The organism is Alloprevotella sp. (genome assembly GCF_057240785.1).
In genome coordinates, this window is record NZ_DBHHRH010000023.1 from 25,860 (window position 1) to 45,036 (window position 19,177).

Genomic DNA, 19,177 nt, shown 5'->3' on the forward strand with positions numbered 1-19,177 from the left:
GATAATGATTCTTGTGTAAGAGTTGCTTAACGGCCTATGGAGAAATATTCAAAGCCAGCTGCTTGCATATCGGATGGGTCGTAAATATTACGGCCATCGAACACTACGGGGCGATTCATTGAGCGACGAATAACTTCCCAAGACGGTAGTCGGAATTGTTTCCATTCGGTCAAGAGTAGAAGCGCATCACTACCTAAGGTGGCATCGTAAATATCCTGTGCGTAGTAGATACTATCGCCGATACGACGCCGACATTCGTTCATGGCAGCGGGATCATAAACGCGAACAGTGCATCCAGCTTTGAGGAGCTTCTTGATAGTGACGAGCGATGTAGCCTCTCGCATATCATCGGTTTCAGCTTTGAAGGCTAAGCCCCAAAGGGTGATAGTCTTTCCCTGTAAGTCGCCATTGTAGTAGGCATTTAACTTATTGAAAAGTACGTTCTTTTGAATTTCGTTAACCGCCTCTACAGCTTGCAATACCTTCATGGGGTAACCTTTTTGCTCGGCTGTCTTGATGAGAGCCTTTACGTCCTTGGGGAAGCAAGAGCCGCCGTAGCCGCATCCAGGGTAGAGAAATTTTGAGCCTATACGTGTGTCAGAGCCTATACCTTTTCTAACGGCGTTTACGTCAGCTCCAACGAGTTCGCAGAGGTTGGCAATATCATTCATGAAAGAGATACGCGTGGCCAGCATAGAGTTGGCTGCATATTTTATCATTTCAGCACTGGGAATGTCTGTGAAAATCACACGGAAGTTATTGAGGAGGAATGGCCGATAGAGTTTAGTCATCAGTTCGCGGGCGCGTTCGCTTTCCACGCCTACAACTACACGGTCGGGCGACATGAAGTCTTTAATAGCGCTTCCTTCTTTCAAGAATTCAGGATTACTAGCGACATCGAACTCTATATTCTTTTCGCGTTTGTCAAGCTCTTCTTGGATCGCTGCCTTTACGCGAGCTGCCGTTCCAACAGGAACAGTTGATTTTGTGACTACAACAAGATACTGGTTCATATATTGTCCCACCTCGTGCGCCACATTGAGCACATAACTAAGGTCGGCACTTCCATCTTCATCGGGAGGTGTCCCTACAGCGCTAAATACTGCTTCTACATCGCTTATGCAATCGCGCAGCTGAGTGCTGAAGTGTAAACGGCCTTCTCTATAGTTGCGAAGCACCATCTCATCTAGACCTGGCTCATAGATAGGGATGACACCTTTTTTGAGTTGCTCAATCTTTTCTTGATTTATGTCAACGCAGGTCACCTCAACGCCCATTTCAGCGAAGCAAGCTCCACTTACCAGTCCGACATATCCTGTTCCGACAATGGCTATTTTCATTTTTCTTAGGATTAGTGAAAAGAAACTGTAGTAATGAAATTATGCGAATTCTCTCTTGAAAAGAAAAAATTCGCATAATGATAAAACATTTGTCTTGCAGTGAGCAAATGAGTTTATTTTTGAGCCGGAGCCTGCTGTGCAGGAGCAGCGGGAGTTGCACCTTTTTGTTGCGTAGGAAGTTCAGGCATATTAACCTTCATGTCGGTCACAACGGTGCTGGCACTAGATGCTTCAGGCTTTACATAGACTGTAGCAACGCTCAGAATAACGAGCAAAGCAGCCAAAGTCCAAGTGGCTCTTTCTACAAAGTCAGTTGTTTTGCGTACACCCATGATAGCGTTTGATGCAGAAAAGTTGGATGCCAAACCGCCACCCTTAGATTCCTGAATCAGTACGATGAACGTCAGCAGAATGGCTACAATCACAGCCAGAATGACGAATACTTGATACATTTTTATCTTATTTTTTATGTTTATTATTTGCGATAACTTTCTCTAAGAACCTAATTTGGTCTGCAAAGTAAGCATTTTTTTTCGGATAAACCAAGTTTAGCTTTCTGATAATTTCAATTGCCTTTTCAAACCGTCCTTGTTTGATATAGATACGTGCGAGTGTTTCCGTGAAAAAGTTCTCACTGATTCCTTCGTTTTCGTCGCTCTGTTCCTCAGGAAGTTCAGGCGTAAATTCGGGCTCTTCTTTCAGTTCGATGCGACCTGGTTTTGCAATGAAGTTTTCCACGAGCGTCTTGCTACGCTGATTCCGAGTCGAAGAAGGGAGAACGGTTCCTTCTTCTTCGGGTTCTGCATCGTCGAGTTGTAGAAGGAAAGCCGTATAATCCGTTGTTGCATCAGCAGCAGTAGGTTGTCGATGCGGTGTTTCAGTGTGTACGGGATCTTCTTGCAGATAGTTGTCGATGAGAGAATTAGCACGCTCGCTTCGATTATGTGGAGTTTGCACAGGCAGTGTGGACTGTTCAATCGGCTGTGTGTTTTTGATGTCAAACGGAGAGCCTTCGAAAAGATGAAAGAGAACACGGCGGTCGGGCAGAAATAGTGCTGCACGGCGTAGTTCCTCTCCAAAGCTGGGATCGTGAAGCAGAAAGAGATTCTGCAAGAACATAAGGCGCGCTGCTGCATAGTAGGGGTAGCGCCCTACAAGTTCACGAAGATTGTAGAGAGAATCTTTGTCGAGATGTTCTGGATGATCTATGTAGGCAGTAATTTCCATTCGTATTATAATAGATACAGCCAAATTACCAGTCGGCAACAGTGGCGTTAAATATCTGATCCGTCAGGTCGGCTATCATTTCCGTTACCAAACGTTCTTGAACGGTGGCCAACTGCTGTGAAGAATCGTATTGAGTAGTGGCAGAAAATTGTTTCTCCCAACTTTCGTTTGTTTTGTTGTTTTGGAAGCGGATATTAACCGTCATGCGCAGCTGAACTTGTGAGGCATAGCCATTGGCAGATACGGCTTTGTTGTATTGGTCGTATGCTGTTATCTCTCCCGAGATATGGAGATCTCCTCCACGCTTAACGAGGCGCAGGCGAGTTTGATTGGCATAGATGTCCTGCAACTTATTGTTGAACATGCTTTCCATAGGTGCCCAACCGTAAGGTGCACGATTCGGAATTTTATCTATTTGGATAGACTTGATTACATCGTAGTTGATGGACGTTCCAGTAAAATGGTATTTGATGCTACAAGCTGAAAGCATGAACAGCATCATACATAGCAGAAGATCAGATAGATGTCGTTTAACTTTCCAAGCCATAATCTTTTATTTTACGATAGAGCGTACGTTCAGAAATTCCCAGTTGGTCAGCTGCCAACTTACGGTGGCCGCCGCTACGTTCCAGTGCTTTTTGAATCGAAAGCTTTTCTTGGTCTTCAAGTGAGAGGAGCTGTTGCGTTTCATTATCCTTCACTTCTTCCGCATCATCAAAATAGGGGGGCGCAACCTTCATCGGCTGATCGTCTTTACGATACAACATAATGTCACTACTCTCTGATGGTACAGCTTCCTGATGGCCATGAACCTTTCCTTGCAAGAGATTCTCATAGACCACCTTTTTCAGCTCTGTCACATCGCGTCGAAGGTCGAAAAGTATCTGATACAATATTTCTCGTTCGTTTTCAAAACTACGTTCTGTCTTTTTCTTTTCAACAATAGCCAGCTGATTGTGTTTTAACTCTTCAGGAAGATATGTGCTTAAAATTTCTGGTGTTATCTCCCTTGCTTCCGCCGTTACAGACATGTTCTCGGCAATGTTTTTTAGTTGCCGCACGTTTCCAGGCCATGAGTAGGCTTTTATCATATTGCGTGCTTCTTCTGTTAGGCGGATGGGCGGCATTTTGTATTTCTCGCTCATCTCTAGGGCAAATTTGCGGAAAAGTAGTACCACATCTTCTCCACGTTCGCGCAGAGGAGGAACAGCAATGGATACACTATTGAGGCGATAGTACAAATCTTCACGGAATTTTCCTTCTCCAATCGCTCTCTCCATATTAACATTGGTAGCAGCAACAATGCGCACATCTGTTTTTCTTACTTCGCTGGCTCCCACGGGAATATATTCGCCGGTCTCCAATACACGCAGAAGGCGTGCTTGGGTCTGCAAGGGTAGTTCGCCCACTTCATCAAGGAAGAGAGTGCCACCATTGGCCACACTGAAATATCCCTCACGCTTCTCGATAGCTCCCGTAAAAGCTCCTTTTTCATGTCCGAAGAGTTCAGAGTCAATAGTGCCTTCAGGGATTGCTCCACAGTTCACAGCAAAATATTTCTTTGTCTTGCGTGTACTATGGTCGTGAATGATGCGAGGAAAAACCTCCTTACCCACACCATTCTCGCCTTGGATGAGGATTGAGAGATCGACAGGGGCAATCTTGAGCGCCACATCAATAGCTCTATTCAAGCCTTCGTCGTTGCCCACGATGTTATAGCGCTGCTTGATTTTTTGGAGTTGACCTTCGTTCATGTTTGTTGAAAATTGGAGTACAAAGTTAAGCAATAATCAATAAATCTATCATTTCCTCCTGTTGAATTTTGGATAGGTAGTGAATTTCCCTGAAAGCTTCTTTTTCTTACTTGTGTTCCTTTGTTTTGGAAAATAAAGTAAGGAAGCGAGTGCTTGTTCGTTGAAAGATATATAATTTTGCAACGTACTTAAAGAATAAAAAGATGAAGATGAACAAAAACAGAACAAATAGCTGTAAGGAGCCAAACGACCTCCTTTCTGCTGTCTTTTGTCTTTGCTTGCTCCTCTCGTTCTTTTCCGCCTGCGGGAAAGGAGAGAAAAATACGGCAGAAGAGAAAGTGTCAGACACAGTAAAAGTAGATACAACGGCTCTTCTTGTGCATCAGATTAGCAATTGTGCGCGGCTTTACACTACGGAATACCAATATCATAAGATAATAACTTATAGCGATGATCCCCAAATAGTAGGAAATTTGGGCTCGACAAGTTTTTCGATACCGACTCGTTTGGGCGAACGCAAGATAGCTATACCGATAGATGTATCTGTGAAAGGTTATGTCGACTTTGCTTCATTCAGTCGAGCCAATATTGAGCGTTCCGATTCGGGTATTGTTGTAGTGCTTCCCGACCCTCAAATTATTGTCACAGCCTCCAAAATCGATCACGCAGCAGTTCGACAATATATTGACCCTCTCCGCTCGCGCTTTTCGGACCAAGAGATGATGAGCTTCGCTCGTCAAGGAGAGGATAGCATTATAAGCCACATGGACAAATCCGCCATTCTTGCTTCGGCGCAGACTGGAGCGGCCCGTGTCTTGCTCCCTATGCTCCACCGAATGGGCTATTCGGAGCACAATGCCACCATTTCTTTCCGCCGCGACCTCACGCCTGAGTCACTACAAAAGAACATTACCATCCAACGTTTGCAATAATCCGCTATGAATGAACTTGATAATCGTCCGCAAGCATCTGGCTTCGGCAAGATATGCAAAAAGGTTTGGAACAAATTTGCCTATTTTTTGCAGTTTATAGTCTACACAATGATAAAAGGCTGGCAAATATGGCTCATTATGATTTGCCTCGTAGTAGCCGCTATAGTTTTCCGTCAATGCCGCGATGAAAAAAATAGTGGTAATAAGTTGGCCAGTCTCCGCATGGAGAAATCGACAACAATAGATGTGACGCCTGAAGAGATTCGAGCCATTCGCAATATCGGGCAATGGGAATTTCTTTCTATTGAAACTGAGGAAATGGCCGAACTCTACAAAAAGAACGCACTTTCAGTATCTCAGTTGTCTGCCATCTATAGTGGTACGCTCCGTTTAGGCGTAGATATGTCGAAAGCTCCCGAGCAATGGTTTACGGCCAAAGGAGATACAGCTGTTCTCAACTTGCCTGCCGTAGGACTTCTCGACAATCATTTTATTGATGAGGCTCGCACGCGCACATTCTACGAGTCGGGAACATGGACAGCCGCAGAGCGCGAAAGTCTCTACCAGAAAGCAAAGAATCAGATGATGAAACGCTGTCTTACAAAGGCTAATTTGCAGGCTGCTCGCCGAAATTCCACAGCACATTTCAATCAAATGTTTTTCAACTTCGGCTTTAAATTCGTCATTATTAATTATGGTGTGCGCTCCAACTAAAAAGTAGAATCGGAGCCGTTCCATTTCTCGTTTTTTCTGGATTTTGTGGCTGAATAAGCATTTACTGTCTCTTCTTATCTCTTTTTTGTTTTACGTAACCTAACATAAAATGAATGAAAAGACCTATTTTTGTATTCATAATAAAAGGTTAGTTTATGGTTAAGACTACAATGGCAACAAAGCTTCCTCGTAAATTAGAGCAGAAGATGCAGATAGTTGGTGAGCAAATCCGACTTGCTCGTTTACGTCGTAATCTGAGTGTCGCTCAGGTGGCAGATCGCGCCACTTGCTCCCCTGTCACCATCAACAGAGTGGAGAAGGGTACACCAACCGTAGCCATAGGTATTTATCTCCGTGTGTTGTATGCGCTGCAATTAGAAGAAGACATTTTGCTGTTAGCGCAAAAGGATGAGCTTGGGAGAGCTTTGCAGGATCTTTCCCTTAAGCATCGGCTGCGTGCATCTAAAAAAGGGTAAGAGATGAATAGGTTGTTTGTTTATGGCGACTTTGATTGGTTGGAAAATCCCCTTCTAATCGGTCAGCTTGGCTATGAATCTCTCCGTGGATCTGATTCTTATTCATTTTGTTTTGATGAGAATTGGTTGGCGAGGTATGGTAATCTCATGTTGAGTGCAGATATCAATAATTATGTGGGTACGCAGTACACCCAACTTGGAAAAGATATTTTTGGCTGCTTTAGTGATGTGCTGCCCGACCGCTGGGGACGAACACTCTTAAATCGTTGTGAACAGATACAAGCCGCAGAGGAGAAGCGACCAGTAAGAAGCCTATCTTCTTTTGACTATCTGACGGGAATTGATGATTTTTCTCGCATGGGAGGATTTAGATTTGCGACAGAAAGAAACGGAGAGTTTATCAATAGTAAGGAGAATTTTCGTATTCCTCCTTTGACCGATATTCGTACATTGGCCGTAGCTAGTATGGCACTTGAAAGAAGTGAAGAAAAGAACTTATTGCCTGAGAAAAAATGGATTCAACAGCTTGTTCTCCCTGGAACTTCTTTGGGAGGGGCTCGTCCTAAAGCAGGAGTTGTGGATGAGAGTGGAAAACTTTATATGGCTAAATTCCCTTCCCGAAAAGATGATTATGATGTAGCCCTTTGGGAGCATCATAGCCATTTGTTAGCAAAAGCGTGCGGAGTTGTTGCTGCGGAAACGCGTGTGATAAATTCTGGAGCGAAATATCATGCGCTTCTTTCTCTGCGGTTTGATCGAACGCATAGTGGTAGGCGAATTCATTTTGCTTCTGCAATGACTCTGTTAGGACTATCTGATGGCTGTGATGCTAAAACGGGGAATGGTTATCTTGATATCGTTGATTTTATTCTTCAGCACTGTTGTGATGTGAGTGAGAATCTTTCTCAGTTATTTCGGCGTGTAGCTTTTAATATAGCTATAGGTAATAGTGATGACCACTTTCGCAATCATGGTTTTGTATTGACTTCTCGTGGTTGGACTCTATCTCCAGCTTACGATATGAACCCCACTTTGAATAACTGTCAGAGTTTGCTTATCAATTCTTATACCAATGATGCTAGTCTCCAAATTTTACAAGATTCTTGCGGAGAGTATATGATAGCTAAGAATGATGCCTGTGCTATTATAGAGGAGGTACGACAAGGTGTGAGACAGTGGGAGACGTTGGCAATAAGTTTGGGCATTAGTAAGCGCGAGAGAAATATGTTTGCTCAGGTTTATAACAAGACAATTTGAACCCTGTATGTTTCTTTTTATAGAGATAACATACTGTCCGATATTTTTACAAATTGTTTTCTCAATCTGGAGTGCGAGTAGAGCACTTAGATGAGTGAATTATCGCAAGAAAGGCTTTGGCAGGATTGTCCTTTTTAGATTTTTCTTTGTTTTCATGCTCTACAACATAAAAACAGCGTGTTTTTTCTTTTAGCCAGGCGTTTTTCTCCTTATTCTTTCGGCTGATACAATAAAGATGTCAGTCGATAGCCTTATTATCTTTGAAATTTCCCTTATTGTATTTTTAATTTCTCAAGGAGAAAATAAAATTTGTAGTATAGAAATTAGAAAAAGCTCCTTTTTAGTAGTGTTTCAAATTTGCATTTTTTCGAGTTGCTGGCAGAAAAATTGAATTTCGCGGCATTCTCGGAGGTGTAGAATGCGAAAATAATTGACAAAAGTGTTTGTTCTTTACGCTATGATAAATGTGTGGTTTGCTGTGTGTAGGAAACCGTAGCTTATGAAAAAGAAAAATCCACAATGCTCAAGAGGCATTGTGGATAGAATAGATGTGTGGAAGTTGGGCAGGCTGCTACTGAATTGTAGTTTAGTTCTGTCGGTCTGCACACTTTAGAGATTGTTCTTGAAGAACTCGGAAATGCGCGTCATCAAGTGGAGACGTGTGTTTCCGCCTGAGATGAAGTGATTTCGGTTCGTATAGATTTGCATCTGGAATTGCTTGTTGGCTTGAACAGCTGCCTCTGCCCATTCAGCACAATTGCGGTAGTGGACATTATCATCGGCCGTTCCGTGAATCAACAAGAGATTGCCGTGGAGCTTCTCTACGCGGTTGATTGGGTTGATATTGTAGCCTTCGTTTTCTTTTGGAGTGCGCATATATCGCTCTGTGTAAACCGTGTCGTAGTACTTCCAATTGGTGGGAGCAGCCACAGCTACACCAGCTTTGAATACGGGGCGGCCTTCGCTCATGGACATGAGCGTGTTAAATCCGCCGAAACTCCAGCCCCAAATGCCGATGCGGTTTTTGTCAACATAGGGGAGTGTGCCCAAATATTGTGCGGCTTCGACCTGATCTTTGGACTCCAGTTCACCAAGTTTCAGATAGGTGCATTTTTCAAACTCAGAGCCGCGAGCACCCGTGCCGCGTCCATCGACGATGACGAAGATGTAGCCCTGCTCGTTCATGTAGCTTTCCCAGATGCCGCCTCCGCTGAAACCTATCTTCCAGTTGTCGGTCACTTCTTGAGAGCCAGGACCGCTATACTGGTACATGATGACGGGATACTTCTTTGTGGCGTCGAAGTTTTTAGGTTTTTGCATCCAGCCATTGAGCTGAACGCCCTCGCTCGTAGTGAAGGTAAAGAACTCCTGCTGACCCGTGAAGGACGCCACCTTTTCTTTCAGCTCTTTGTTGTCCAAAAGTGTAGACAGTGTCTTTCCGTTGCCATCGCGCAGAGTGGTAACATAAGGTGTAGTAGTGTTCGACCACACGTTCATAAAGTAGTTGAAATTTTTGGAGAAGGTAGCGCTGTTCGTACCTGTTTCAGTGGAGAGTTTGCGCGTATGTCCGTTTTTGTCGTTCATGTAAACCGAGCGGCGTAGCGGGCTTTCCTGTGCCGACTGATAATAGCAGTTGCCCGTTTTCGGGTCGTAGCCATAGAAAGTCGTCACATCGTAGTTGCCCTTCGTGAGGGGCCGCACGAGTTGTCCGTTGAGATTGTAGAGATAAACGTGCTGGTAGCCGGTGCGATCAGAGATAAAAGTAAATTGTCCTGGATAGAAAGTCAAGGCATCGTAGGCACTCTCTTGAATATATTTAGTGCCATTCTCGCGCAGAGCCAGTTTGGCTTCCGTTGAACGCGGATTGACCATGTAGATGTCCATTCTGTCCTGATGGCGGTTGAGCGTGACCACAGCCAGACGGTCTGGGTCGCTCGTGAATTGTATGCGTGGAATATAACCGTCAGAATCTACGGGGACGGCCATCGTTCGTGTTACGCGATTCTTTATATCAAAGGTTTTGACAGAAACTTCCGAGTTTTTCGCGCCTGCAACAGGATATTTGTAGTCGTATGTACCTGGGTATTCGTCGTATTGCTCGAGAGTGGGGTGAGAGCCCTTGAATTCTTGGATAGAATAGATGGGCACTTTGCTTTCATCATAGCGAATCCACGCCAGCATTTTGCTGTCGGCCGAGAAAGTGAAACTACAATTTGTGGAGAACTCCTCTTCGTTGACCCAATCAGGGATGCCGTTGAGTACCTCGTTGAATTTTCCGTCTTTCGTAATCTGACTCTCGGCGTTGTCGAAGAGGAGCTTGACGAGGAAAAGGTTGTTCTTGCGCGCAAAGGCAATCATCGTTCCGTCGGGGGAGAAAACGGGCACTTGCTGCGGGCCGCCTTCGCTCAGATGGGTGAAACGATTGTTTTTAACGTCGAAGATGTAGTATTCGGCTGTGAACGAGCGGCGATAGATGCTTTTCGTTTTTGTCTGAAGTAGGATGCGACTTTCGTCAGGTGACATGATATAACCATCGATGTGCTCCAGTTTGATCGGTCCACGGGCTGTGCTGGCATCGAAGAGTGTACCAATTTCTTCACCATTCTTGAAGGAGCGGCGAATAATGCGGCGGGAGTCTTCCGAAAGTTGAGTGTAGCTGTTGCCATCATTGGCAGGGCGCACACCATAAATGCGGTGCGCGTAGTACCGACCAGACGTGATATCCTTCAGATTGAGCGGTTCGCTCTGTGCTGCAAGGTTGCTCACGGAAAGAACGGCACAGGTGGCCAATACGAGTAATTTGTTCATAAGTGTTTATGTTTCAGGGTTCAAGCAGAAGGTGGAAACCTTTCTGTTCGTAAAGAATTACGTTTGCGAAGTTAATACTTTTTCTTAACTTTGCAAAGTAGTAAATCAGTGATATAGGACAAGTTGGAGGTTTACATGTGCCTGCGAGTCGGGGTGATAAACGAAGTTTTGGCCACTCGCAGCTCTGTCTTTCTCTTTGTCCCACATGCTCAAATATATAGTTATGGAAAATGGAAATATAGGCTGTTACGGCTTCTGTGTGGAACCTTATACGGAAGATGCCACGGGACATGTGAGCCTGAGTTTCTTGGGAAATCAGATTTTGCGTTGTGCAGGAATGCACGCCACGGCTCATGGTTTTGGTTATGAGCAACTCATTGCGAACAATCTTGTTTGGGTGCTCTCGCGCTTGGTACTAACATTTGAAGATCGCCCGAAAACGCTTGAACATTATACTATCTCAACGTGGGTGACGAAGGTTTACCGCCAGTTTACGGAGCGCCTCTTCCGTTTGGAGGCAGAAAACGGAGAACCGACGGGGTATGGTTTCAGCATTTGGGCAGCTATCGACTACAAAACGCGGCAGCCCATTGATTTGGAGAAACTTCCTGACGGCGGCTTTACTTCTGTCCTTCTGCCCAAGGAGGATTTTCCTATCTCTGGAGCAGGACGCGTCAGGGTGAAAAGCGAAGAGCCGGTCTGTCAGTATCGTGCTGGTTTTAGCGACTTGGATATTAACGGACATGTCAATTCTATGCGCTATTTGGAGATGATTCTCAATCTCTTTTCGGCCGACTATCATCGAACACATCAAATACGTCGCATAGAACTTCAGTTCTGTAATGAGAGCTATTGTGGCGACACGTTGCTACTGTTTAGGGAAGATAAGAAAGAGAACGTTTGCGACGTGGAAATCCGTAAGGGCGCTTCCGTTATAGTAAGAGCGGAAATCGAAACTGCTGAGCTTTAGAAAGATAGAAGGAGGAAGTTAGCATCTCTGCCAGCTTCCTCCTTTTGTGTCATAAATGTGTATTTTGAAAAGCAAAAGATTGTTCCTCTTTATCTCATAAGTATTTTGAGATTAGTGGGACTTCTTTCTTCTTAGTTGCTTAATTACTTTTTACTTGGTTATTTATCGTTTTGAGGAAAAGGATTCTCCAGTTTGACACGTTGCCAGGATTCAATAGCAGGAACGCTTCTACCTTGCAAGTGATATGAAATGCGTAGTCGGTCGGGTGTATCAAAGGAATAATTCAACGTATTTGTTGTATTCTTCTGCTGAGGGTCAAAAACGTTGGTCTTGACCTGTTCAGTGTAAGTCTTATCCGAGTTGATAACGTAGTTGCCCTCAATGGTCTGTACTGTGCGCCCATTGTCTTTGGTCATAAGAATAACGCTGAACGTCCCATCGCCACTGATGATTTTCCATACAGGAATAAGTATGCGGTTGCCTTCTTGCGTTATTATTTCTTGTTGCCAAATGCCGAGCAAAGGGTGAGAATGTTGTGCGTAAGCCGTGAGTCCTACGATGAAGGCCAATAAGAGGATGATGTGTCTGAATTTGTTCATAATTAACTGTGTTTAGGTTGATATTTTCCGCAAATGTACAAGATTTTAGTGGTATTACAACTTTCGCTTATCTTTTTTCAGTAAAATCTTATAACTTTGTCCGCATAAATAAATGTCAGTGTTGAAATGAAAAAGATACTTCTTGTTGCTTCTTGTCTTGTTGTATTAACATTTGCCAGTTGCGGCAAAAAGAATAAGACCGAAGCAGATGCAACTCCAAAGTCTTTAGCGGCAGCTACAACGGGGGGGGTTAACGAGTCGACTACTCCACTCAATCGCACCGATACGTTGCGCGTAGGAGGCCACGTTTTTGAAATCACAACGAACCGACAAACGGATAAGAGTTTGCCAACTGTTAAAGACGAGATGGATGTGCTTTTCTACGACAATAAGGTGGATGTGCGCATTCTATGTGACGGCGAAGAAATGTTTACAAGAACGTTTACAAAAAAAGACTTTGTCGATAAAATTTCTGCTGATGATGCCGCTCGGGATGTTATGCAAGGAATGGCTCTCGATAAGGACCATTCTTCGGCACAAACGATTGTGTTGGGAGCACAAATAGGCCAGCCAGGATTGGATGGTGAAGGTCCGGCTTTTTCTGTAAGTGTTTCTCATGATGGTTCTGTTGTAATCCGCAGTGTGTCCAACCAAGTGACAACGAAGACCGATATGGAGGGCATGGATTGAGAAATCTTACACCACTTCTTTATTTTTTTTGAACAAAGAAAGGATTCTGTCCTGCCGCAAAGGAGGGGAACAGAATCCTTTCTGCTATGAAGTTGTAAGTTATATTTTTTTATTTTACATTATCAAAGGCCTGTTTGAGGTCAGTAATAAGATCATCGATATGTTCCGTACCGATGCTGAGGCGGATAGTGCCTGGGAAAATGCCTTGGCTGGCTTGCTCCTCTGGAGTTTCCTGTGAATGGGTAGTTGTAGCAGGATGAATGACAAGTGATTTGAGATCTGCCACGTTGGCCACTAATGAGAAAATTTGCAGGCTGTCGATGAATTGTTGTGCAGCTTTTTTGCCACCTTTGATTTCAAAGGTGAAGATGCTGCCAGCTCCATTAGGGAAGTAGCGCTGATAAAGATCGTGATTAGGATGTGTGGGCAAACTCGGGTGGTTCACCTTCTCCACGAGCGGATGTTGTTGGAGAAAATCCACAACCTTTAATGCGTTTTCAACGTGACGCTCTACGCGTAAAGAAAGAGTCTCAAGTCCTTGTAGAAGTGCCCAAGCGTTGAATGGACTAATAGCTGCACCCGTGTCGCGCAATATGAGTGCGCGGATGCGTGTCACGAATGGGGCGGGGATTGCTCCGAATTTCAGACCATGATATGAAGGATCTGGCTCAGTGAATTGAGGGAATTTATCACTCTTTGCCCAGTTGAATGTGCCACCGTCAACGATGACACCGCCTAAAGAAGTGCCATGTCCACCGATAAACTTTGTGGCACTATGGATAACGATATCTGCTCCATGCTCAATGGGGCGTATCAGATAAGGAGTGCCAAACGTATTATCAATCAAGAGGGGAATTCCGTTGCGATGTGCAATCTCAGCAGTGGCTTCGATATTTGTAATGTTCGAATTGGGGTTACCAAGCGTCTCAATATATAGAAGTTTTGTGTTGGGCTGAATTGCTTTCTCGAAAGCATCCAAGTCGTCTGAATCTACAAAGGTCGTAGAAATTCCAAAACGGCGTAGCGTGTGTTCTAGGAGGTTGTAAGTTCCACCGTAGATTGTTTTAGATGCTACGACGTGGTCGCCTTGGTTAGCTATGTTGATGATGGCGTAGGTTACAGCTGCAGCTCCAGAGGCTACAGCTAATGCACCAACCCCACCCTCAAGAGCAGATATGCGTTCTTCAAAGATTCCTTGAGTTGTGTTGTTCAAACGACCATAAATGTTGCCTGCATCGCTAAGTGAGAAACGATCCTCTGCATGCTGGAAGTCGTGAAAAACGTACGCAGAAGTCTGATAAATAGGTACTGCCCGACTGTCGCTTGTTGGGTCTGCTTGCTCTTGACCTACATGAAGTTGAAGCGTTTCAAAATGCCATTTTTTGTTACTCATAATTATTGTATTTATTTGTTATTCTGTTTCTATTCTGACTGCAAAGGTAAGAAATAATAGAAATAAATACCAAGTGGTTTTCATGATTTGAAAAATAATACTATATTTGCATTCACAAAAAGGAAAATAAGTAAGTCGCTTCTTTTTTCTTCCTATTTGAATAGAATTTTTTTCTGTTTGCAGGATAGAGAAATAAAGTGAACGCTTGCTTTTCCCAATGCACAGTAAAAAAAGAAAATAATGGGAACGGACAAATTAGACAAGACAGACTTGCAACTTTTGCGCGTGTTGCAGCAGAATGCACGGATGACGACAAAAGAGTTGGCTCATGAGGTAAACCTCTCAACAACCCCTGTGTTTGAACGCTTAAAACGCTTGGAACGCGATGGTATTATTAAGAAATATATTGCAATTCTTGATGCAGAAAAGCTTAATCAGGGATTCACGGTGTTTTGTCAAGTGAAGCTTAAACAAATGAATCGCGATATAGCGCAGAGTTTTGTAGATGTTATAAAAGACATTCCAGAAGTGTCGGAATGCTATAATATATCTGGTAATTATGACTATCTACTCAAGGTTCATGCCACGGATATGCGTGCTTACCAGTCGTTTGTCATCAATACGCTGGGCGGAATAGAAAGTTTAGGCTCCATCGAAAGTACTTTTGTGATGGACGAAATTAAGCAAAGTTATGGCTTATACTTCTAAGTTGTCAGTATCTTTATTATGTATCTAAAATACAATAAGGGTATTGGCTGACATCCTTATTGCGTCAGCTGACACAATAAGGAAATTTTCAAACGCTATAAGGATATTTTTGTGTCTTAGCAATTAAGATTAGGCATAGATGGGGAAGTGAAAATACATTTCCCTTTTCTTTTTCGTAAAGGATAGAGCTTTCTTACAACAAAAAGCCCTTCAAGCTGAGCTTGAAGGGCTGATCTTTTACCATGTAGGTAGCTTTGCTTAAGCAGCAGGAGTCTGAGTAGCAGAGTCAGTCTTAACTGAATCAGCAGCTTTAGTGCTGTCAGCCTTAACTGAATCGTTCATAGAATCAACAGCAGTTGCGCTATCAGAATCGGTAGTAGCAGCGTTGTTGTCTGTTTTGTTACCGCAAGAAGCGAAAGAAATAGCTGCGAAAGCTACGAGCATGAAAACTAACTTTTTCATTGGTTTTGAAATTTTTAAATGTAAAACAATCAATTGCCTTTATTAAAACGATGCAAAGGTACGGACTTTTTATATCCATGCAAGAGTTTGGGTAATTATTTTTAGTATAAAAATGCAGATTTAACAATAAAAAGCTGTTTTTGCTATTAATACCTATCAAAAATGGGTATTTGTGGGGCTATTACCCTCTTTTTCTGCTAATCGCTAACTTTGTTGTATCTTTGCAAGTGAAATTTTAAAGAGATTATTTCCTTGGATACATATAATATATTAAAGGGGAAGAAAGCTGCCTATCAAACATTGGGCTGCAAACTGAACTTTGCCGAGACGTCTTCGCTAAGCGATGCGCTGTGTAAATATGGTGTGGAGCCTGCGGCAGACGGGGAGCATGCAGATATCTGTATTGTAAATACTTGCAGCGTTACAGATGTTGCTGACCATAAGTGTCGGCAGGCTATCAATCGCCTAACTCGTGAAAATCCTGGAGCTTTTGTTGTTGTTTTGGGTTGCTACGCGCAGTTGCAGCCCGAAAAGATTGCAAAATTTCCTGGAGTGGATTTGGTGGTGGGTATGGAACAGAAAGGAAATGTTATCCACTATCTGCAAGAAGGACTGGCCCAACGCATGGCTTTAGAGCAGGGCGAGAATATCCACGAGGCTTATGCTGTTCCAACAAAGGACATACAAACTTTTGTTCCCAGTTGTTCGCGTGGCGATCGTACTCGCTATTTCATTAAGGTGCAAGATGGTTGCAACTACTATTGCACTTATTGCACCATTCCCTTTGCTCGCGGGCGGAGCCGAAATGGTTCTATTGCTTCGCTAGTGGCCCAAGCTGAAGCGGTAGCAGCAGAAGGCGGAAAAGAAATTGTTATTACTGGTGTAAATATTGGAGATTTCGGTCGTTCTACGGGCGAAGATTTCTTTAGTCTTGTTAAGGCTTTAGATCAGGTGGAAGGGATTGAGCGTTATCGTATTTCTTCTATCGAGCCAAACTTGATTACTGACGAAATTATTGATTTCTGTGCTCATTCGCGTGCCTTTATGCCGCATTTCCATATTCCTCTTCAGAGCGGTTCGGACGATGTTCTCAAGCTGATGCGTCGCCGCTATGATACAGCTTTCTTCCGTCAGAAGATGGAGCGAGTAAAAGCGACCATTCCTGATGCCTTTATCGGTGTGGATGTTATAGTCGGTACGCGCGGTGAGAAGGATGAATTCTTCGAAGAGGCTTATGAGTTTATCCAGAGTTTGGACATTGCCCAACTTCACGTTTTTAGCTATTCCGAGCGCCCAGGAACAAAGGCTTTGGAGATACCTTATGTAGTGTCGCCACAAACTCGCCGCGAACGCAGCCAGCGTTTGCTAAATCTTTCGGAAGAGAAGCGAAAAGGGTTTTATTCAAAATTTATAGGGAAAGAACGCCCTGTACTTTGGGAGCATGCTAAGCCAGGACATCCTATTCATGGCTTTACAGATAATTATATCCGCGTTGAATTGCCTTTAGGTGTTGAGATGCCCGACAATACCGTTTCTGTTGTCACTTTGGGTGACTTTACAGCAGACGGGCAGGCTTTGACGGTGAGATAATAAAATAGAGGACTATTCGAGTTTGCCCGAATAGTCCCTTTTAGTTTTATACAAATACGAACGTAATGACACGCATTGCAGTTGTTATTCTGAATTGGAATGGGGCGGCCATGATGCAGAAGTTTCTTCCTTCAGTGATACAGAATAGTGAAGAAGCCGAAGTGATTGTAGCTGACAATGGTTCGACAGATGATTCTGTTGAAATGTTGAAGCAGAAGTTTCCCTCTGTCCGACTCATTCTCTTGGATAAAAACTATGGTTTTGCAGAAGGTTATGATAAAGCCTTAGAGCAGGTGGAAGCTGAATACTATCTGCTGCTAAATTCAGACGTGGAAGTCACGCCGAATTGGTTGCAACCGTTGTTGAACTATATGGATAAGCATCCTGAAGTGGCCGCTTGTCAGCCTAAATTGTTGGCCGAACGTGAGCGCGATAGTTTTGAATATGCTGGTGCCTCGGGTGGTTTTATCGATAAATATGGTTACCCTTTCTGTCGCGGCCGTCTTTTTGCTGATGTCGAGAAAGATAATGGACAGTACGATGATATAACCCCCATCTTTTGGGCTACTGGAGCAGCGTTGATGGTGCGCAGTGTTGATTGGCACGAAGTAGGTGGGCTGGATGCGCGCTTCTTTGCCCACATGGAAGAGATTGATTTCTGCTGGCGTTTGCGTAGTCGCGGTCGAGGCCTTGTGTGTGTGCCCGAGAGCGTTGTTTATCATGTTGGTGGTGGAACGCTCAATGCAGGTCATCCGCGTAAGACCTTCCTCAATTTCCGTAATAACTTGCTGATGCTCTACAAGAATTTGCCTGAAGCAGAACTGAAGCCAGTGATGCGGATAAGAGCTATTCTTGATTATGTGGCAGCTGCAAAAATGCTACTTACCGATGGTTGGAAACACGCCAAAGCTGTTTATGATGCGCGCTGTGAGTTTCACCGGCTGAAATCTGATTTTTACCCATCTCGCCAAGAAAATTTGGCAAAAGCCATTCAGGTAAAGGGGAATACTAATCCCATTCCCGAGCGCATTCCTCAAAGTCTTTTGTGGCTCTATTATGCGAAGGGAAAGAAGAAGTTTAGTGATATTTTTCCGAAAGTTCGCTCCTAAATTTCTTATCATTCATTCTTAGTAAATAAAGTATGGAAAAATCTTCTCCCGCATTATATCTGATTCCCTGCACCCTAGGTGCAACCCCCATAGAACAAGTGCTTCCTGCCTACAACAAGGAAGTGATTCTCAGTATTCGCCATTTCATTGTGGAGGAAATCCGCACCGCTCGCCGCTTTCTCAAGCAGGTGGATCGCGAAATAAATATCGATGACCTGCACTTCTATCCCATGGGAAAGCACGCCGATATTGATAGATTTGCTTTTTATTTAGCTCCGTTGCGCAAGGGAGAAAGCGTAGGTGTTATCAGCGAAGCAGGTTGTCCTGCTGTGGCCGATCCTGGTGCAGATATTGTAGCCATTGCTCAGCGTGAAGGGCTCCGTGTCGTCCCGCTTGTTGGTCCTTCGAGTATCATCTTGGCCGTTATGGCCAGCGGTTTCAATGGGCAGAGTTTTGCTTTTCATGGCTATCTGCCTATAGATCCTTCTGAGCGCCAAAAGAAGTTGAAGCATCTGGAGGAGGTTTCGCGACGCGAGCATCAAACGCAGCTGTTCATCGAAACGCCTTATCGCAACAAAAAGATGTTCGATGATATTCTCCGTGCCTGTTCACCAACAACCCGACTCTGCTTGGCAGCGGGCATAACAACAGAGCAGGAATGGATAAAGACACAGACGCTCAAGCAGTGGAAACAGAGTGGACTTCCCGAACTGGCGAAAATTCCTGCTATCTTTGCAATCTATGCGCGGTAGGCTCGTGCATATCTTTTTATTTACTACATACACACAATTTAGAAATGGAAGATATATTGGTATCTAAGCACGTATTGGATATGAGCCAATACGCAGGAAAAGGTAAATGGAAAGGAGTAGTCATCGTGTGGACTGTTGTTATCTCCATACTTCTTGCAACGCGTTTCTCTTTTATCCAAACAGAAATTACCGATTTTGCGATTTCTGTTTGTGGTGTCCAAGGAGGCACTAAAAATGCAAATTTTCTTATCAATGAGTTTTGGGTTGCGCTTATACCTCTGGCCATCGGCACTTTCATTTTGTGGCAGCGAAAGCAATCGTTCTCTGAAATACGTATCTACACCCCAATTCGGGATAAGCAATACTTCTTTTTCCTCAAAAAAAGTTTCAATAAAA

19 protein-coding genes and 1 pseudogene are annotated in these 19,177 nt (G+C 43.9%); 11 read left to right on the forward strand and 9 right to left on the reverse strand.

Going from position 1 to position 19,177, the window contains the following annotated elements:
- Positions 1-26: 26 nt before the first annotated feature.
- The 5 genes from ACO4R2_RS05505 to ACO4R2_RS05525 all read right to left on the reverse strand — a co-directional run bounded on the left by ACO4R2_RS05505 (position 27) and on the right by ACO4R2_RS05525 (position 4,321).
- Positions 27-1,340, reverse strand: coding sequence for a UDP-glucose dehydrogenase family protein (locus ACO4R2_RS05505; protein WP_484769489.1), 1,314 nt, complete (start codon positions 1,338-1,340; stop codon positions 27-29).
- 113 nt (positions 1,341-1,453) lie between these two features.
- A complete protein-coding gene (gene secG, locus ACO4R2_RS05510; RefSeq protein ID WP_484769490.1) occupies positions 1,454-1,792 on the reverse strand; it encodes a preprotein translocase subunit SecG in 339 nt (112 codons plus the stop codon).
- A 7-nt stretch (positions 1,793-1,799) separates the two neighbouring features.
- The gene (locus ACO4R2_RS05515) at positions 1,800-2,567 is read right to left on the reverse strand and encodes a tetratricopeptide repeat protein (protein WP_484769491.1); all 768 of its coding nucleotides are present in this window, start codon (positions 2,565-2,567) and stop codon (positions 1,800-1,802) included.
- A gap of 25 nt (positions 2,568-2,592) precedes the next feature.
- Entirely contained in the window at positions 2,593-3,114 is a 522-nt protein-coding gene (gene lptE, locus ACO4R2_RS05520) for an LPS assembly lipoprotein LptE (protein ID WP_484769492.1), read from the reverse strand.
- Positions 3,098-4,321, reverse strand: coding sequence for a sigma-54 interaction domain-containing protein (locus ACO4R2_RS05525; protein WP_484769493.1), 1,224 nt, complete (start codon positions 4,319-4,321; stop codon positions 3,098-3,100). The genes lptE and ACO4R2_RS05525 overlap by 17 nt, the downstream gene beginning before the upstream one ends.
- Positions 4,322-4,524: 203 nt before the next feature.
- Here ACO4R2_RS05525 and ACO4R2_RS05530 point away from each other — a divergent pair, with 203 nt between their 5' ends.
- The 4 genes from ACO4R2_RS05530 (at position 4,525) to ACO4R2_RS05545 (ending at position 7,700) form a co-directional block, all read left to right on the forward strand.
- A complete protein-coding gene (locus ACO4R2_RS05530) occupies positions 4,525-5,253 on the forward strand; it encodes a DUF4230 domain-containing protein (protein WP_484769494.1) in 729 nt (242 codons plus the stop codon).
- A gap of 6 nt (positions 5,254-5,259) precedes the next feature.
- Positions 5,260-5,967 (forward strand): DUF4230 domain-containing protein, encoded by a 708-nt coding sequence (locus tag ACO4R2_RS05535; protein ID WP_484769495.1) that lies wholly within the window; start codon positions 5,260-5,262, stop codon positions 5,965-5,967.
- A gap of 155 nt (positions 5,968-6,122) precedes the next feature.
- Positions 6,123-6,443 (forward strand): helix-turn-helix domain-containing protein, encoded by a 321-nt coding sequence (locus ACO4R2_RS05540; RefSeq protein WP_484769496.1) that lies wholly within the window; start codon positions 6,123-6,125, stop codon positions 6,441-6,443.
- 3 nt (positions 6,444-6,446) lie between these two features.
- Positions 6,447-7,700, forward strand: coding sequence for a type II toxin-antitoxin system HipA family toxin (locus tag ACO4R2_RS05545; protein ID WP_484769497.1), 1,254 nt, complete (start codon positions 6,447-6,449; stop codon positions 7,698-7,700).
- 609 nt (positions 7,701-8,309) lie between these two features.
- On the opposite strand, the gene ACO4R2_RS05550 is transcribed toward ACO4R2_RS05545, so the two are convergent.
- Entirely contained in the window at positions 8,310-10,508 is a 2,199-nt protein-coding gene (locus ACO4R2_RS05550) for a S9 family peptidase (RefSeq protein ID WP_484769498.1), read from the reverse strand.
- A 223-nt stretch (positions 10,509-10,731) separates the two neighbouring features.
- Here ACO4R2_RS05550 and ACO4R2_RS05555 point away from each other — a divergent pair, with 223 nt between their 5' ends.
- Entirely contained in the window at positions 10,732-11,478 is a 747-nt protein-coding gene (locus tag ACO4R2_RS05555; protein WP_484769499.1) for an acyl-[acyl-carrier-protein] thioesterase, read from the forward strand.
- Between the two features lie 158 nt (positions 11,479-11,636).
- On the opposite strand, the gene ACO4R2_RS05560 is transcribed toward ACO4R2_RS05555, so the two are convergent.
- Positions 11,637-12,077, reverse strand: coding sequence for a DUF4488 domain-containing protein (locus ACO4R2_RS05560; protein ID WP_484769500.1), 441 nt, complete (start codon positions 12,075-12,077; stop codon positions 11,637-11,639).
- Between the two features lie 126 nt (positions 12,078-12,203).
- Between ACO4R2_RS05560 and ACO4R2_RS05565 the strand changes: the two genes are divergently transcribed.
- A complete protein-coding gene (locus ACO4R2_RS05565; RefSeq protein WP_311491267.1) occupies positions 12,204-12,767 on the forward strand; it encodes a DUF4738 domain-containing protein in 564 nt (187 codons plus the stop codon).
- A 109-nt stretch (positions 12,768-12,876) separates the two neighbouring features.
- Here ACO4R2_RS05565 and ACO4R2_RS05570 read toward each other — a convergent pair whose 3' ends face one another.
- A complete protein-coding gene (locus ACO4R2_RS05570; protein ID WP_484769501.1) occupies positions 12,877-14,160 on the reverse strand; it encodes an O-acetylhomoserine aminocarboxypropyltransferase/cysteine synthase family protein in 1,284 nt (427 codons plus the stop codon).
- 240 nt (positions 14,161-14,400) lie between these two features.
- Here ACO4R2_RS05570 and ACO4R2_RS05575 point away from each other — a divergent pair, with 240 nt between their 5' ends.
- Positions 14,401-14,868 (forward strand): Lrp/AsnC family transcriptional regulator, encoded by a 468-nt coding sequence (locus ACO4R2_RS05575; protein WP_311491265.1) that lies wholly within the window; start codon positions 14,401-14,403, stop codon positions 14,866-14,868.
- Positions 14,869-15,126: 258 nt separating this feature from the next.
- On the opposite strand, the gene ACO4R2_RS05580 is transcribed toward ACO4R2_RS05575, so the two are convergent.
- Positions 15,127-15,330 carry a hypothetical protein gene (locus ACO4R2_RS05580; RefSeq protein ID WP_311491264.1) on the reverse strand — a complete coding sequence of 68 codons (204 nt, stop codon included), beginning with the start codon at positions 15,328-15,330 and terminating at the stop codon, positions 15,127-15,129.
- A 252-nt stretch (positions 15,331-15,582) separates the two neighbouring features.
- Between ACO4R2_RS05580 and mtaB the strand changes: the two genes are divergently transcribed.
- The 4 genes and pseudogenes from mtaB to ACO4R2_RS05600 form a co-directional block, all read left to right on the forward strand.
- Positions 15,583-16,920 (forward strand): tRNA (N(6)-L-threonylcarbamoyladenosine(37)-C(2))-methylthiotransferase MtaB, encoded by a 1,338-nt coding sequence (gene mtaB / locus ACO4R2_RS05585; RefSeq protein ID WP_484769502.1) that lies wholly within the window; start codon positions 15,583-15,585, stop codon positions 16,918-16,920.
- 65 nt (positions 16,921-16,985) lie between these two features.
- Positions 16,986-18,029 carry a glycosyltransferase family 2 protein gene (locus ACO4R2_RS05590; RefSeq protein WP_484769503.1) on the forward strand — a complete coding sequence of 348 codons (1,044 nt, stop codon included), beginning with the start codon at positions 16,986-16,988 and terminating at the stop codon, positions 18,027-18,029.
- Between the two features lie 32 nt (positions 18,030-18,061).
- Entirely contained in the window at positions 18,062-18,781 is a 720-nt protein-coding gene (locus ACO4R2_RS05595) for an SAM-dependent methyltransferase (protein WP_484769504.1), read from the forward strand.
- Positions 18,782-18,825: 44 nt separating this feature from the next.
- A pseudogene (locus ACO4R2_RS05600) lies at positions 18,826-19,177 on the forward strand (hypothetical protein); the annotation flags it as partial.

What these genes read in the sequence shown, in the direction of transcription:
- ACO4R2_RS05505 (WP_484769489.1), bottom strand. Translation starts at nt 1,340, where the DNA reads ATGAAAATAGCCATTGTCGGAACAGGATATGTCGGACTGGTAAGTGGA.
- secG (WP_484769490.1), bottom strand. Translation starts at nt 1,792, where the DNA reads ATGTATCAAGTATTCGTCATTCTGGCTGTGATTGTAGCCATTCTGCTG.
- ACO4R2_RS05515 (WP_484769491.1), bottom strand. Translation starts at nt 2,567, where the DNA reads ATGGAAATTACTGCCTACATAGATCATCCAGAACATCTCGACAAAGAT.
- lptE (WP_484769492.1), bottom strand. Translation starts at nt 3,114, where the DNA reads ATGGCTTGGAAAGTTAAACGACATCTATCTGATCTTCTGCTATGTATG.
- ACO4R2_RS05525 (WP_484769493.1), bottom strand. Translation starts at nt 4,321, where the DNA reads ATGAACGAAGGTCAACTCCAAAAAATCAAGCAGCGCTATAACATCGTG.
- ACO4R2_RS05530 (WP_484769494.1), top strand. Translation starts at nt 4,525, where the DNA reads ATGAAGATGAACAAAAACAGAACAAATAGCTGTAAGGAGCCAAACGAC.
- ACO4R2_RS05535 (WP_484769495.1), top strand. Translation starts at nt 5,260, where the DNA reads ATGAATGAACTTGATAATCGTCCGCAAGCATCTGGCTTCGGCAAGATA.
- ACO4R2_RS05540 (WP_484769496.1), top strand. Translation starts at nt 6,123, where the DNA reads ATGGTTAAGACTACAATGGCAACAAAGCTTCCTCGTAAATTAGAGCAG.
- ACO4R2_RS05545 (WP_484769497.1), top strand. Translation starts at nt 6,447, where the DNA reads ATGAATAGGTTGTTTGTTTATGGCGACTTTGATTGGTTGGAAAATCCC.
- ACO4R2_RS05550 (WP_484769498.1), bottom strand. Translation starts at nt 10,508, where the DNA reads ATGAACAAATTACTCGTATTGGCCACCTGTGCCGTTCTTTCCGTGAGC.
- ACO4R2_RS05555 (WP_484769499.1), top strand. Translation starts at nt 10,732, where the DNA reads ATGGAAAATGGAAATATAGGCTGTTACGGCTTCTGTGTGGAACCTTAT.
- ACO4R2_RS05560 (WP_484769500.1), bottom strand. Translation starts at nt 12,077, where the DNA reads ATGAACAAATTCAGACACATCATCCTCTTATTGGCCTTCATCGTAGGA.
- ACO4R2_RS05565 (WP_311491267.1), top strand. Translation starts at nt 12,204, where the DNA reads ATGAAAAAGATACTTCTTGTTGCTTCTTGTCTTGTTGTATTAACATTT.
- ACO4R2_RS05570 (WP_484769501.1), bottom strand. Translation starts at nt 14,160, where the DNA reads ATGAGTAACAAAAAATGGCATTTTGAAACGCTTCAACTTCATGTAGGT.
- ACO4R2_RS05575 (WP_311491265.1), top strand. Translation starts at nt 14,401, where the DNA reads ATGGGAACGGACAAATTAGACAAGACAGACTTGCAACTTTTGCGCGTG.
- ACO4R2_RS05580 (WP_311491264.1), bottom strand. Translation starts at nt 15,330, where the DNA reads ATGAAAAAGTTAGTTTTCATGCTCGTAGCTTTCGCAGCTATTTCTTTC.
- ACO4R2_RS05590 (WP_484769503.1), top strand. Translation starts at nt 16,986, where the DNA reads ATGACACGCATTGCAGTTGTTATTCTGAATTGGAATGGGGCGGCCATG.
- ACO4R2_RS05595 (WP_484769504.1), top strand. Translation starts at nt 18,062, where the DNA reads ATGGAAAAATCTTCTCCCGCATTATATCTGATTCCCTGCACCCTAGGT.